This window comes from [Bacillus] enclensis (assembly GCF_001456935.1).
Classification (GTDB): Bacteria; Bacillota; Bacilli; order Bacillales; family Bacillaceae_B; genus Rossellomorea; species Rossellomorea enclensis.
The window spans coordinates 562,229-577,303 of record NZ_KQ758483.1 but is presented as its reverse complement, the minus strand read 5'-3'; the positions used below and the strand labels follow the sequence as shown (position 1 = coordinate 577,303).

11 protein-coding genes are annotated in these 15,075 nt (G+C 43.4%); all 11 read right to left on the bottom strand.

All coding sequences use genetic code 11. The features are described 5' to 3' along the window. Positions 1–39: 39 nt before the first annotated feature. The 11 genes from AS034_RS10550 to AS034_RS10500 all read right to left on the bottom strand — a co-directional run bounded on the left by AS034_RS10550 (position 40) and on the right by AS034_RS10500 (position 15,008). On the bottom strand, positions 40–4,359 hold the full coding sequence (locus tag AS034_RS10550; protein WP_058298431.1) for a PolC-type DNA polymerase III: 4,320 nt from the start codon (positions 4,357–4,359) through the stop codon (positions 40–42). 102 nt (positions 4,360–4,461) lie between these two features. Beyond that, the gene (locus AS034_RS10545) at positions 4,462–6,171 is read right to left on the bottom strand and encodes a proline--tRNA ligase (RefSeq protein ID WP_058298430.1); all 1,710 of its coding nucleotides are present in this window, start codon (positions 6,169–6,171) and stop codon (positions 4,462–4,464) included. Between the two features lie 193 nt (positions 6,172–6,364). Next, on the bottom strand, positions 6,365–7,624 hold the full coding sequence (gene rseP / locus AS034_RS10540; RefSeq protein WP_058298429.1) for an RIP metalloprotease RseP: 1,260 nt from the start codon (positions 7,622–7,624) through the stop codon (positions 6,365–6,367). 120 nt (positions 7,625–7,744) lie between these two features. Continuing rightward, positions 7,745–8,890 (bottom strand): 1-deoxy-D-xylulose-5-phosphate reductoisomerase, encoded by a 1,146-nt coding sequence (dxr, locus tag AS034_RS10535; protein ID WP_032088802.1) that lies wholly within the window; start codon positions 8,888–8,890, stop codon positions 7,745–7,747. A gap of 37 nt (positions 8,891–8,927) precedes the next feature. Beyond that, entirely contained in the window at positions 8,928–9,713 is a 786-nt protein-coding gene (locus tag AS034_RS10530) for a phosphatidate cytidylyltransferase (RefSeq protein ID WP_032088803.1), read from the bottom strand. Next, on the bottom strand, positions 9,713–10,504 hold the full coding sequence (locus AS034_RS10525) for an isoprenyl transferase (RefSeq protein ID WP_032088804.1): 792 nt from the start codon (positions 10,502–10,504) through the stop codon (positions 9,713–9,715). The genes AS034_RS10530 and AS034_RS10525 overlap by 1 nt, the downstream gene beginning before the upstream one ends. Positions 10,505–11,125: 621 nt before the next feature. Further along, positions 11,126–11,683, bottom strand: a complete 558-nt coding sequence (gene frr / locus AS034_RS10520; RefSeq protein WP_032088805.1) for a ribosome recycling factor — start codon at positions 11,681–11,683, stop codon at positions 11,126–11,128. Further along, the gene (gene pyrH / locus AS034_RS10515; protein WP_032088806.1) at positions 11,683–12,408 is read right to left on the bottom strand and encodes a UMP kinase; all 726 of its coding nucleotides are present in this window, start codon (positions 12,406–12,408) and stop codon (positions 11,683–11,685) included. Before pyrH ends, frr begins: the two co-directional genes overlap by 1 nt. A 91-nt stretch (positions 12,409–12,499) precedes the next feature. Beyond that, entirely contained in the window at positions 12,500–13,381 is an 882-nt protein-coding gene (gene tsf, locus AS034_RS10510; RefSeq protein ID WP_032088807.1) for a translation elongation factor Ts, read from the bottom strand. A gap of 204 nt (positions 13,382–13,585) precedes the next feature. Beyond that, the gene (rpsB, locus tag AS034_RS10505; RefSeq protein WP_032088808.1) at positions 13,586–14,293 is read right to left on the bottom strand and encodes a 30S ribosomal protein S2; all 708 of its coding nucleotides are present in this window, start codon (positions 14,291–14,293) and stop codon (positions 13,586–13,588) included. A 157-nt stretch (positions 14,294–14,450) separates the two neighbouring features. After that, positions 14,451–15,008 carry a DUF6115 domain-containing protein gene (locus AS034_RS10500; protein WP_058298428.1) on the bottom strand — a complete coding sequence of 186 codons (558 nt, stop codon included), beginning with the start codon at positions 15,006–15,008 and terminating at the stop codon, positions 14,451–14,453. Positions 15,009–15,075 lie beyond the last annotated feature (67 nt).

Below are 15,075 nucleotides of genomic sequence, written 5' to 3'. Positions count from 1 at the left end.
AATCCACATTTTTATGCAAACAATTCCCATGGGACGGGGCTAGAAGAGGGACAATTGGTTTTTATCGGGCAGACTTTCAAGACACCCGTGATTGTCCAGGTACTCGATGATGGTCTTCGATATCCGTCCTCTTTGTTGAAGATCTTCTTTAGAAAGGAATTCACCGTCTTTACGCGCCTTCACAATATTGATCGCCGCGTTCGTACCGAGTCCCGGTATGGAATTGAACGGAGGAATCAAGGAATCGCCATCGATGATGAACTCTGAAGCATGCGATCGGTAAAGATCCACCTTTTGAAATTTGTAGCCCCTCTCACACATTTCAAGGGCAAGTTCCAGAACTGTCAATGTATTCTTTTCTTTCGGTGAAGCATCCAGACCCTTGCTGTTGATCTCCTCGATCTTCGCACGCACAGCCTGGGAGCCTCTCACCATTGCTTCAATATCAAAATCCTCTGCCCTTACCGTAAAGTAAGCTGCGTAGTAAAGTAAAGCATGATGAACCTTGAAATAAGCGATCCTCACAGCCATAAGCACGTACGCTGCCGCATGGGCTTTCGGGAACATGTATTTAATTTTGAGGCATGAATCGATATACCAGTCAGGGACACCATTATTCTTCATTTCCTCTACCCATTCATCCTGCAGGCCTTTTCCTTTACGCACGAATTCCATGATCTTAAACGCAAGGGACGGCTCAAGCCCCTGATAGATTAGGTACACCATGATATCGTCACGGCAGCCGATTACTTCACTCAGGTTGCATATATTGTTGTGAATCAATTCCTGGGCATTCCCAAGCCATACATCGGTTCCGTGTGAAAGTCCTGAAATCTGGACAAGTTCCGAGAACGTAGTAGGTTTTGTATCTTCAAGCATCTGACGTACAAACCGGGTACCGAATTCAGGGATCCCGAGTGTTCCGGTTTTACACATGATTTGATCTTCTGTAACACCCAATGACTCTGTTCCACTGAAAATTTTCATTACTTCCGGGTCATCGGTTGGAATCGTTTTAGGGTCGATCCCGGATAAATCCTGCAGCATTCTGATGACAGTCGGGTCATCGTGACCCAGTATGTCCAGTTTCAGCAAGTTATCATGGATGGAATGGAAGTCAAAGTGAGTCGTTCTCCATTCTGAATTCTTGTCATCTGCCGGGAATTGGATTGGGGAGAAATCAAAGATATCCATATAATCCGGGACTACGATGATCCCGCCGGGATGCTGGCCTGTCGTCCGTTTGACCCCTGTACATCCGCTTACCAGCCTGTCTATTTCCGCTCCCCTGACTTGCAATGCATTGTCATTCGCGTAGCCTTTGACATATCCATAGGCAGTTTTTTCTGCAACGGTTCCGATTGTCCCTGCACGGTAGACATTATCTTCCCCGAACAGCACCTTCGTGTAATTGTGAGCCTGAGGCTGATACTCACCCGAGAAGTTCAGGTCGATATCCGGGACTTTGTCCCCCTTGAAACCAAGGAAGGTTTCAAACGGAATGTCATGTCCATCTTTTTTATATGCGTGTCCACACTCAGGACAGTCTTTATTCGGCAGGTCAAAGCCTGAACCGACAGAACCATCATCAAAGAACTCCGATTTCTTGCATGCAGGGCACACATAATGCGGAGGAAGCGGGTTTACTTCGGTGATTTCTGTCATTGTCGCTACGAAGGAAGAACCGACAGATCCCCGGGAGCCGACAAGATATCCATCATCCAGCGATTTTTTAACCAGTTTATGTGAGATCAAATAAATGACCGCGAATCCATGGCCGATGATACTCTTGAGTTCTTTTTCAAGCCTGGCTTCCACAATTTCCGGCAGTTCTTCTCCATATATGCTCCTCGCCATCGCATAACTCATCCGGCGCATTTCTTCATCTGCACCTTCGATTTTTGGTGTATATAAATCATCTTTGATAGGTTTGATCACATCGACCATATCCGCAATCTTATTGGAATTTTCAACGACAATCTCCTTCGCTTTCTCCTTGCCAAGGAAAGAGAAGCAATCAAGCATCTCATTGGTTGTCCTGAAGTGCACATCCGGCAGCGAATGTCGATTTAACGGATTTGCCCCGCCCTGAGACCCTACAAGGATCTGGCGGTATATTTTATCTGTTTCATTCAAATAATGAACATTCCCCGTCGCTACAACCGGCTTATCGAGCTTTTCTCCAAGCTCAACGATATTCTTGATGATGTCTTCCAGGTTCTTCTGACTTTGCACCAGATCGAGTTCTATCAAGTGTTGATAGACCTCTTTCGGATGTACCTCCAAGTAGTCATAAAACTCAGCTGTGTCTTCGACTTCCGCTTTTCCTTTCTGCATCATGCCTTCAAACACTTCGCCCTTATCGCAGCCTGATCCCACCAGAATACCTGCACGGTACTTTTGCAGCTGGGAACGGGGGATTCTCGGAACTCTGTAGAAGTAATGCATATGAGAAATGGACACCAATTTGTATAAATTTTTAAGTCCTTCTTCATTTTGGGCAATCAATGTGCAGTGATAAGGTCTTGAGCGTTTATAAGCGTCGCCTTTACCCATATAATCGTTTAATTGATTATGATTGACAATGCCTTTTTCAAAGGCATCTTTAAGCATCTTCAATAATAGATATCCGGTAGCTTCCGCATCGTAGATCGCCCGGTGATGCTGGGTCAATTCCACATCAAATTTCTTGGCTAATGTATTCAATCGATGGTTTTTGAACTGCGGGTATAACAATCTGGCAAGTTCCAAAGTATCGATTACCGGGTTAGCCGCCTTGGAGAGACCTGCCTTTTGATATCCTGCATTCAAGAACCCCATATCAAACGAAGCGTTGTGGGCGACCAATATGTCATCGCCGACCCATTCATGATAATCATGAAGGACATCGTTGATTTCCGGTGCATTCTGGACCATATCATCTGTGATGCCTGTTAAATCAATCGTGGTTGCAGACAGCGGATGGTGCGGATTCGCAAAGGACTCGAAACGATCGATGATCTCGCCGTCCTTGATCTTAACGGCTGCAAGCTCGATGATTGTATCGTATACCGCTGAAAGCCCAGTAGTCTCAACGTCGAAAACAACATAAACGGCATCTTCAAGCGGACGGTCGGTTTCGTTGTATCCGATCGGCACACCGTCATCCACGAGGTTAGCTTCAAGTCCGTATAAAACCTTGATATCATTCTTCCTGCTTGCACTATAAGCCTCAGGGAATGATTGTGCAACAGCATGATCCGTTATCGCGATTGCTTTATGTCCCCATTTCTTTGCCTGTGCAACAAGACTTGAAACAGAGCTGACGGCATCCATTTGGCTCATCGGGGAATGCATGTGCAGCTCTACCCTTTTCTCTTCTGATGGGGCAGTATCAAGGCGAAGTACAGGTTTGATCTCATTAACGTCGTTGGCAATCATGACAAGATCCCTGACGAATGTATCGTTTTGGATACTTCCCCGGCATCGCACCCACATACCTTTTTTCATGTTATTCATGACAGCTGCGTCTTCTTTATCCCTGGAGAACATTTTGACAAGGATTGAACTCGTATAGTCTGTTACTTTGAAGGTAAGGAGCGTCCTGCCGCTCCTGAGTTCCCTTGTTTCACAATCAAAGACATACCCTTCAATCGCAATGCGTCTTTCTTCATCGTAAATATCTTCAATCTTCCTGAAGTCAGCATCATCTTTAATTGAAAGACCAAGCATGAATGGGCCGCTTGGAGCATCTGAAGCTTCTTCTTTCTCAGCTTTTTCCATTTCAATGAGAGCCTGCTTTGCTCTCTCCTGATCTTCTTTCATTTTTTCTTGAAGGAATTTTTCATAGTCATTATTTTGTTCATCCATTTTAGCAACTTCAGCATCAAGCACAAGTCTCGGAAAGCCGAAATTTTCGAATGCTGAACAAATGATTTCCCCGTACTTTCTTTTTAATTGCGCTGCTTCGGTATCGTTTGATGCCTTAACAACAATTTTGTTCCCGATTATTTCAGGTTTTTGAGTATTGAGCAGTTTCAATAGGGGAGGGGAAATCCCCTGGATTTCTTTTACGCACTCGCTCCAATAATCAAGTATGGCTTGTTCGGTTAATTCCATATTGAGCACTTTTAAACTGAAGCTCACATTGGCAATATGCTTGAAAGATGTCTGAAGGGCCATAGAAAAACGGCTCCAGACTTTACATGGAATCATTTCTTCAAGCGTAAAACTGAAATGCCACTTCCGTTCGCTTCGGTAAACTGAAAGTTTTTCTATCTCTGCATTGTTAAAGTATTTAACGAATGCATCTTCCGTCAGACCCAGCTGCTGCAACAGCAGTTGAAATCTTTCTTTTTTGCCGAGGGACTTTTCATCCATTTCCCTTTCCCCCACTTCTATAAATTATTTGTAACGTTGATAACTGAAGAAAAGGGCTGACGATAAGGATCATTGCTTCCCTAATGGTTCAGCCCTTTTATATTAAGAAAGTGTTTTGAATATATCTATCAGAGTCGATAAAAGATCATCTTTGTGAACCTCATGCATGTCGCCTGTTTTTCTAACTTTTAATTCAACAATGCCTTCTGATGCCTTTTTACCGACAGTGATACGGATTGGCAGCCCGATCAGATCTGAATCGGCGAATTTGACTCCGGGACGTTCGGCACGATCGTCCATCAAAACATCATAACGGTTCTTTCTAAGCTCTTCATAAAGTTCGTTTGCCAGATTGGCTTGATGCTCATCCTTCATGTTGATTGGAATCAAATGAAGATCATATGGTGATAAATCGGATGGCCACACCAGACCTCTATCGTCATTATATTGTTCTGCCACCGCTGCAAGAGTACGTGAAACCCCGATGCCGTAGCAGCCCATGATGATGGATTGAGCACGGCCGTTTTCATCAAGATACGTACTGTTCATGGCATCTGAATATCTTGTGCCAAGCTTAAAGACGTGGCCTACTTCGATTCCCTTTGCAAATGAAATGGTACCTTTTCCATCCGGTGAAGGGTCACCCTCCTGGATGAAACGTAAGTCACCGAATACTGCAGCCTGGAAGTCACGCTCAGGATTCACATTGACCAGGTGATACCCTTCCTCATTCGCACCCGCAATACCGTTGCGGACATATTTGACAGCCTGGTCTGCGACAATCTTTATCTTGTCCCCTGCAGTACAAGGGCCGATCGAACCGACAGTGCACCCCATGATTTCTTTCGTTTCTTCAGCAGAAGCAAGTTCCACTGATTCGGCATTCATGAAATTCTTCACTTTAATGTCATTTATTTCGTGATCACCGCGTGAAAGAATCAATACAAATTCTTCGTCCACTTTAAAGAGCAGTGACTTGATGCAATTCTCTCTAGATACTTCAAGGAAAGAAGCCACTTCTTCTATCGTCTTGACACCCGGGGTCGAGACTTTTTCTGTGTCCCTCATGTCCTCATTTGAAGATGAATACGAATCAATTACTTCAGCCATTTCGATGTTTGCCGCGTATGTGGATTGATCAGAATAGGCAATCGTATCCTCTCCGACTTCAGACAGAACCATGAATTCATGAGTGTCCTTACCGCCCATTGCACCGGAATCGGCGATTACCGCCCTGAAATTCAGCCCGCAGCGCGTAAAAATATTTGTATAGGCCTGGAATATTTGCTCGTACGTATCATCGAGGCTTTCTGCTGATGAATGGAATGAATAGGCATCCTTCATCACAAATTCCCGTCCGCGCAGCAATCCAAAACGCGGACGCTTTTCATCCCTGTATTTCGTCTGGATTTGATAAAGCGTAAGAGGAAGCCGCTTATAGGACTTTATTTCATCTCTTACGATACTAGTAATCATTTCTTCATGGGTTGCCCCAAGTGCGAACTCACGATCATGGCGGTCATTCATGCGCATCAGTTCAGGTCCGTATGTGCCCCATCTTCCTGACTCTTTCCATAACTCGGATGGCTGGAGTGCGGGCATCAATAGTTCTGCTGCCCCGACGGCATCTAATTCTTCACGGACAATTTCCTCAACTTTTTTCAATACTCTTTTACCTAGAGGAAGAAAACTGTATATTCCGCTTGCATTTTGCCGGATGTATCCTGCACGCAGCAAAAGCTGGTGACTTTTTATATCAGCATCTGCCGGAATTTCTTTCAAGGTAGGGATCAAAGTATTACGTTGCTTCATTTATTAGCACCTCAGTTACCAGATAATATATTTGAAAATGAAAATATGTAATTCATAAGAAAAGAACGGAGAAACACTCTCCATTCCCTTCTCCATTTTATCTTAAATGAACAGGCAGTACTACCCTCATTTTTAGTAGAAAGAGGTAGAAACTGCCTGTGAGTCTTCCGATATCCTTAAAGAATGGTATTTCTTACAAAAAGAATCGTTGTATATCATTCCACGTGACAACCAGCATGAGCACCATCAAGAGAGCGAACCCTACAAAATGGACCATCCCTTCCATTTGACGGTCGACCGGTTTTCCACGTACCGCTTCAATTGCAAAGAAAAGAAGTCGTCCGCCGTCAAGAGCAGGTATCGGGAGTAAGTTCATGATACCTAAATTGATGCTCAAAATAGCTGCCCATCTCATCAAATAGAAAATTCCGGATTTGGCTACAACATCTGTAGACTGATAAATTCCAACCGGTCCTGACAGCGCATCGATCGAGAATTCACCCGACACAAGCTTTCCAAGCAGGACGAATATCATCTTTGTCCATTCATACGTCTGCTCTGCACTATTGGTTACCACTTTCAAAGGAGATTTCTCAACTGGACTGTGCACCCCTATAATACCAATTTCTTTACCTTCTACTTCCTGGGGTTTAGGTGTGACGGAAAGCTCTTCTGTAGTTCCGCCTCGCTCAACGATGAAGTTTAGTTCATCGCCGGGGTGCTTTTGGATCACAGTCACGATGTCTTCCCAGGTAGAAATTTCTTTACCATCGATGCTTTGGACAACATCATTCTTCTGAAGTCCCGCTTCCCTGGCTGCTCCGTCGTCAGTCAGATTCCCCAGTACCGGATCATTTGTAGGCACGCCCTGCAGGAGTCCGACAAGCAGGAAGATAAAGAATGCCAGAATAAAGTTGAATAGTGGACCTGCAAAAATGGCCATTGCCCGTTTCGGCAGGGATTTAGAAGCAAACTGCCGGTCCCATGGTGCAATTTGTGTTTCAACACCGTCTTCAACGAAGACAGCCTCCCGGGAAATGTCAAATTTCTTCAGGATTTCAGCTTCATCTTCCTCATATCCCCGGATAAACAATCCATGCTCCAAATCAGCATCTTCCACTTCGATTACCCGTATATTCGGGTATCGGTCTTTATTATTCAGGACGATTTTTTTTATCTTTTCATCTCCGTCCATCACAAGACCGATTCGATGTCCAGCCTTCAATTCAACCATTTCCGGGTCTTCACCGGCCATACGGACGAAACCTCCGAGTGGCAGGAGTCTGATTGTGTATGTCGTTTCATCTTTTTTGAAAGAAAACACTTTAGGGCCAAAACCTATCGCAAATTCACGGCATAATATGCCTGCACGCTTAGCGAAAATCAAGTGGCCAAGTTCATGAAAGAAAACTAAAGCGCCAAAAATAACGATAAAGGCAATTACTGTTTGCAAATAAAAAACCACCTTTTAATAACCTGGTCTCTTCAGGCCTGATAAGTACAAATGTTCAACGAAAAAATGTCTCTTATAATACTACGTCAATGTACAAGCAATCATGCACAAGCCTGTTATTTAAATCCACCGTGAAACGGCTGATCTTGTTTGTCCATCAATTTCGCGAATGGTCTCGAGATCTGGATTCTGAATCACTTCATGCTCATCTAAAGCTCTTTCAATCAAATCTTCAATACCGAGGAACGATATTTTCTCTTCCAGGAATAAGGAAACCGCCGCTTCGTTGGCTGCATTCAAAACCGTTGTCATGCTCCCGCCGGTACGTCCTGCTTCATAAGCAAATTTAAGGCATCGAAAACGTTCGAAATCCATTTTCTCAAAATGCAGTTTCCCGATCTCAGCCAAATCCAGCCTCTTTGCTTCGTTGCGTTCCAAGCGGTCAGGGTATGTCAAAGCGTATTGGATCGGGACGCGCATATCCGGTGTGCCCAGCTGGGCCATGACGGAAGTATCGTGGAATTGTATCATTGAGTGAATGATACTTTCCCTATGCTGCAATACGTCTATTTTATCGTAAGGCATGTCGAACAGCCAATGTGCCTCTATCACTTCAAGCCCCTTATTCATCATCGATGCAGAATCAATGGTGATTTTAGCACCCATCGACCAGTTCGGATGATTGAGTGCCTCTTTAACCGTGACCCCCACAAGGTCTTCCCGTGAACGGTCCCTGAAGCTTCCCCCTGAAGCGGTGATGATCAATTTATCGATATTCTTTTCTTTTTCCCCTTGAAGTGCTTGGAAGATCGCAGAGTGTTCGCTGTCGACAGGTAATAATGCCACACCCTTTTCTTTTGCTGCTTCCATCACAATATGGCCGGCTGTTACCAGCGTCTCTTTATTGGCGATTGCAATTGTTTTGCCTGCTTCAATTGCCTGAAGCGTCGGATAGAGCCCGACACTGCCAAGCACCGCGTTAACAAGGATATCTGAATCCTGATGGCATGCCACCTGAACCAGTCCTTCTTCCCCCGATAAAATTTTAACGCCTGCAGAAACCTCATTCCTAAGTTTGTCAGCATCTTCTTTAAGCTGAACAGATACCAGAAGGGGGTTGAATTCTGCAATCATCTTTCTTGCTTCATCGATATTCTTCCCTGCTGAAAAAGCAGTCAGCTTGAATTCTTCAGGGTGTTCTCTTATTACCTCAAGGGTCTGAGTCCCGATTGAACCCGTTGCGCCCATCAAACTAATTTTTTTCAATACTTACTCTCCTCCCGCTCGTGCCCTTCATATCTTTTTATAAAAGGAAATAAAGAAGGGGTAAAACAAATAATAGACTGTCAAACCGGTCCAGCATTCCTCCGTGTCCCGGTAATAAGTGACCCGAATCCTTCACTTTATAATGACGTTTCAACGCTGACTCTACCAAATCCCCCATCTGACCAAAAATTGATAGTATGGCCGTGACCACGATCAATTTTGGTATCGACATATCCAAGTCACTGAAGAAAGTCATGATGACCCCGACGATGATGGCACATACCACTCCGCCGAGGAATCCCTCGATCGTTTTATTGGGACTGATATGGGGCCAAAGCTTTTTCTTTCCGATCGCCTTACCGATGAAGTAAGCCCCTGAGTCAGTAGCCCAGATAATGAACAGGGCATAAAACACAAACTGAACGCCCTCTTCAAGTCGGATCTCCATGAAATAATAGTATCCGATCCCGACATACAAAACACTCAGTAACGCAAAAGCCACATCATCAAAAGTAAATCGATTCTTTGTAATGACTGTAAAAGTCAGAAATATCAAGACTGCGAAAAAAGAAAGCTCAATCTTCGAATAGCCGATATTGCTGATGACCCCTATGTATAGATCGGGTATTAAGAATACCCATAATATTCCCAGAGATATCAATCCCGGTATGGAATAGATTTTAAACCCTCTCATCTTCAGTGCTTCATAGAGACTTATTGACGCAATCAGGTACATCAATATGATAAATGGAGATTTACCATAAAGGATGATGGGTAAAAATACCGCTGCTGCAATGATTGCAGTGATGATTCTTTGTTTCATTATGATTCCTCACTTTTTATACCGCCGAACCTTCTTGAACGACCTTGATACGCTTCAATTGCTTCAGTAAACTGTTCTTTACCAAAATCCGGCCATAAACACTCAGTAAACCAAAATTCCGTGTATGCCAGCTGCCAAAGCATAAAATTACTCAATCGAATCTCACCGCTTGTACGGATCAGCAGATCAGGATCTTTCAACTCTTTGGTCATCAAATAAGTTGAAAAAATTTCCTCATTCAATTGTTTTTCATCTAGTATGCCATTTTGAATGTCATTTAAGACATGTCTAATCGAATCAAGTATTTCTGCACGGCTTCCATAATTCAAGGCGAAGTTCAAAATAAGGCCATCATTGTCCTTCGTCGCTTCAATTGCCTTGCTTACTGCTTTTAATGTATGCGGAGGGATATCTTCTTTATTTCCCATCATCTTCACCTGCACATTTTCTTCAACCAGTTCAGGCAGGAACGTGCCCAGGAATTCTTCCGGAAGTTTCATAAGAAACTCTACTTCCATCTTGGGACGTTTCCAGTTTTCGGTCGAAAATGCATATAAAGTCAAAGCTTCTATCCCTAACTCATTTGCCAGTTTCGTAATTCTGCGTACGCATTTCATCCCTTCGTGGTGACCCGCAACTCTTGGTAGAGCTCTTTTCTGAGCCCAGCGGCCGTTGCCGTCCATGATGATGGCAACATGTCCCGGGATGGGATGCTTCACCAGTTCCTGGAAGCGTTCATCAACATCTTCACTATTTTGTTGTCGTTTCCATTGTTTAAGCTTGTTTAGCATAAGATTTCCTCCACCAACAATCCAAAAAATATTTACCTATACTATCATATCAAAAAACAAAGAAGATATCTTCAAGAAAATCCTTTATGCATCATTATCTACTTGTTGAGTATATTTAGAATTTCCCTTGAACTCCGCTGTTGATTTCCGTGCAGGACATCGCTTTCCTCGGGTGACCCGTGAGCCTCCTGGCATTCTCGCAACAGTTTCCTGTCCAGCTCCGGCGGCTAGCCCCTCGAGGTCATAAGATGAATGGACCAAAAAGGCAAAAAACGCCTTTCCGGCCCATTCATCTTATGCTTGTCAGGGCTGAGCAAGCCGCCTCCGCTTTTCTTTTTGTCCAGCTGCAGGGCTTAGAGGCACATGTCATAAGTCAAACCGCCAAGAAGGTAAAGAACGCCTTCTAAGCCAATTCGTCTTATGCCACACGCTTCTCTTCAAAGCCCTTCCTCTTTTCTTATAGGAGTCTTCGTCTTGCACTCCAATCAAAAGCTGGAATGTACAGGAATCAGAGATAATTAGTTTGGAAATTTATTCATTTAAATGTTATGTATTAAAAAGGGCTGTCCGATAAGGAATTTGAGTTCGCTTATTGGACAGCCCCTTCATTTTATAAACGGATCAGACTTCTAAGATTTCTTTTTCTTTCTCTTTTGCAATGTTATCGATTTTTGCAATGCTTTCGTCTGTAGCTTTTTGCACATCGTCAGAGTATCCGCGAAGATCATCTTCCGTGATATCCCCATTTTTCTCTTTCTTTTTCAAATCGTCATTTGCATCGCGACGGATGTTACGGATTGCTACTTTTGCATCTTCTGCTTCTTTTTTAACCAGTTTGACAAGTTCTTTACGGCGCTCTTCCGTCAATGCAGGAACCACGATGCGAAGGATATTACCATCACTAGTCGGTGTGATTCCCAAGTCTGACTTCAGTATTGCCTTCTCGATATCGCCCAACGCTGATTTATCATACGGTTGAATAACAAGCATTCTTGCTTCTGGAATAGAGATACCAGCCAATTGATTTACGGGCGTCGGAGCACCGTAATAATCAACTGTGATTTTATCAAGCAACGAAGCATTGGCTCTTCCCGCACGGATGCTCGCCAATTCCCGGGAAAATGTTTGAATGGCTTTTGTCATTCTTTCCTTTGCATTTGCAATGATTGTATTCGGCATTATGCTTTCCCCCTAACGATTGTTCCAATATTTTCACCTGTAATGGCTCTTTTGATATTTCCGTCTTCCATAATAGAAAATACAATAAGTGGTATGTCATTGTCCATACATAAGGATGATGCAGTGGAATCCATAACAGCAAGTCCTTCCTTCAGTACATCCAAGTAAGAAAGTTCCTCATACTTGACTGCTGATTCATCCTTTTTAGGATCTGCGGAATAGACACCGTCAACATTATTTTTCGCCATAAGGATTACTTCGGCTTCGATTTCAGCTGCACGCAGAGCTGCTGTTGTATCAGTTGAGAAGTAAGGGTTCCCCGTACCTGCTGCAAAGATGACAACCCGTTTTTTCTCTAAATGACGTATGGCTCTCCTTCTGATATAAGGTTCTGCAACTTGACGCATATCAATCGAAGTCTGGACTCTGGTTTCGATTCCGATCTGCTCCAGGCTGTCCTGAAGGGCAAGGGAATTCATGACGGTCGCAAGCATCCCCATATAGTCTGCCGATGCACGATCCATTCCCATTTCACTACCTATTTTACCACGCCAGATGTTTCCCCCGCCAACCACAACGGCAACTTCCACACCCAGCTCGGCAATTTCTTTCACTTCTTCTGCTACGTTTTTAATCACTGATGGATTGATGCCAAAGCCGTCATTACCGGCAAGAGCCTCTCCACTCAGTTTAAGAACGACACGTTTGTATTTAGGAACGCTCATGGGAACCTCCATATGTAATAGAATTTTTCTTGAAAAATAGGGAACACGCCAGGTGTTCCCTACTTAGAGATGTATAACTTCCTTAATCCGATTACTTCTTAACTTGGCTCATTACTTCTTCAGCAAAGTTGTCTTGACGCTTTTCAAGACCTTCACCAACTTCGTAACGGATGAAGTCTGTTAAAGTAGCTTTGTTGGACTCAAGATATTGGCGTACTTTTTGGTCAGGATTCTTAACGAAAGCCTGGTCAAGGATACAAATATCTTCAAAATACTTCCCAAGGCGGCCTTCCACCATTTTCTCAACGATATTTTCAGGCTTGCCTTCGTTAAGTGCCTGCTGCTTAAGAACTTCACGCTCACGCTCTACTTCTTCAGCAGATACTTGATCACGAGAAACATATTTAGGATTTAAAGCAGCTGCGTGCATAGCTACGTCTTTCGCTACATCTGCATCAGTTGTACCTTCAACTACAGAAAGAACGCCGATGCGGCCTCCCATGTGCAGGTACTCACCAAAAGCTGCATTATCGCCTTTTGTGCGGATTTCAAAACGGCGCAAAGTGATTTTTTCACCGATTTTTGCAATTGCTGTGTTGATGAATTCAGTAACTGTAGAACCATTTTTCATCTTTTGATCCATAGCTTCTTCTACAGATGCAGGTTTTTCAGATAGTAAATGCTCCGCAAGTTCACTTACTAATTTTTGGAAGTTTTCGTTCTTTGCAACGAAGTCGGTTTCAGCATTCACTTCAAGGATGATTGCAGTGTTGCCTTCACTTGTAATGAAAGTAGTACCTTCTGCAGCGATGCGGTCAGCTTTTTTAGCTGCTTTCGCGATTCCTTTTTCACGAAGGAAATCAATTGCTTTGTCCATATCTCCGTCAGTTTCAGTTAACGCTTTTTTACAATCCATCATACCAGCGCCGGTTTTTTCACGAAGTTCTTTAACCATTTGTGCAGTAATTGCCATAGTGGGTTTCCTCCTTAGTTTAACTATGTAGACAGTAAACATCTTGTTCGTCAGTAGTCAGTATTAGCGATAGGACGCATGTTCATTCCACTGCCTTCAAGACTTCTGTCGTGAACCGATATCCCGTTGATTAACGAATATCGAAGGGGCATACTCTTTAAAAAAAGGTGATAAGGGTAAGTCCCTCTTATCACCTTCTAATGATTACTCAGCTGCTACAGCTGCTTCTTCACCTTGCTTAGCTTCTAAAATAGCATCTGCCATTTTACCCGTAAGAAGCTTAACTGCACGGATCGCATCGTCATTCGCAGGGATGACAACATCGATTTCATCCGGGTCACAGTTAGTATCAACAATACCCACGATTGGGATGTTCAATTTACGAGCTTCTGCTACAGCAATACGCTCTTTACGAGGGTCGATGATGAATAGTGCATCAGGCAGTGTATTCATATCTTTGATTCCGCCTAGGAATTTAACCAAGCGTTCGTGTTCTTTCTTAAGTTGAACTACTTCTTTCTTTGGAAGCACTTCAAATGTTCCGTCTTCTTCCATCTTTTCGATTTCTTTAAGACGTGCAATACGCTTTTGAATTGTTTCAAAGTTAGTAAGTGTTCCACCCAACCAGCGTTGGTTGATGTAGTACATGCCTGCACGTTCTGCTTCGTCTTTAACAGATTCCTGTGCTTGCTTCTTAGTTCCAACGAAAAGAACTTTACCGCCGTTACCAGCTAATTCTTTTACGAAGTTATAAGCTTCTTCTACCTTCTTAACTGTCTTTTGAAGGTCGATGATGTAGATGCCGTTACGCTCTGTGAAGATGTATCTCTTCATTTTCGGGTTCCAACGGCGAGTCTGATGTCCGAAATGTACACCAGCTTCTAGTAATTGTTTCATAGAAATTACTGACATGTGTGTTTCCTCCTAATGGTTTTAATTTTTCTCCTCCGTTTCCGTCATCTTGGAGCAGAAACTATCCTGCTGAATAGCACCATCCACTCAATCGAGAAACGTGTGTAGTCACACCATGAATACTATAGCATACCTCTTTTGCCCAATCAAGGATTTATTACGACTTTTGATTAAATTTAATAAGAAGTTCAATCTCGGTTTTTCCTTTTCCGAGTTTTTTTGCTATATCTTCAACCGACTGTCCCTTTTCGTAAAACTTTAATACCTGCGCTGTAAGGGTTCCTTCTTCGTCTGTTCCAAATGAGTCAGGAAGCGGCGGGGACCAGCCTTCCCCGGGATCCGACACTTCGCCTGAAGAATTATTCTTATACGCTTTTGCAGCATTAAGGCGTTTATTGGCGGGTGAAAAGGGTTTTTCATCAGCAGAATGAGCTCCGGTATGTCCCTCAGGGTCTGTACCTCTTGCAGCACTGCTGCCTTCCCGTTTATGGAAACTTTCAATAAAAGCATCATTCTCTTCTTTCATTTCTATGAGGTATGCTGATATCGTTTCTTCCATCTCTTCAATCATTTTCCCCTGGCGCCTTTCCAAATCAACATACCTGTTCTGCCTTGTATAGAGAATGACGATGGCAAGGAGACAAATGATATTGAGGAGAAACGATACAAACAACAAAAAAGTGGACATGATATCACCTTTTCTTAATTTTGGCATAAAAAAGACTGTCCTTTTTCATAAGAAGACAGGAACAGCCTTTCAGTCTCACAAATCTACTCTGTTA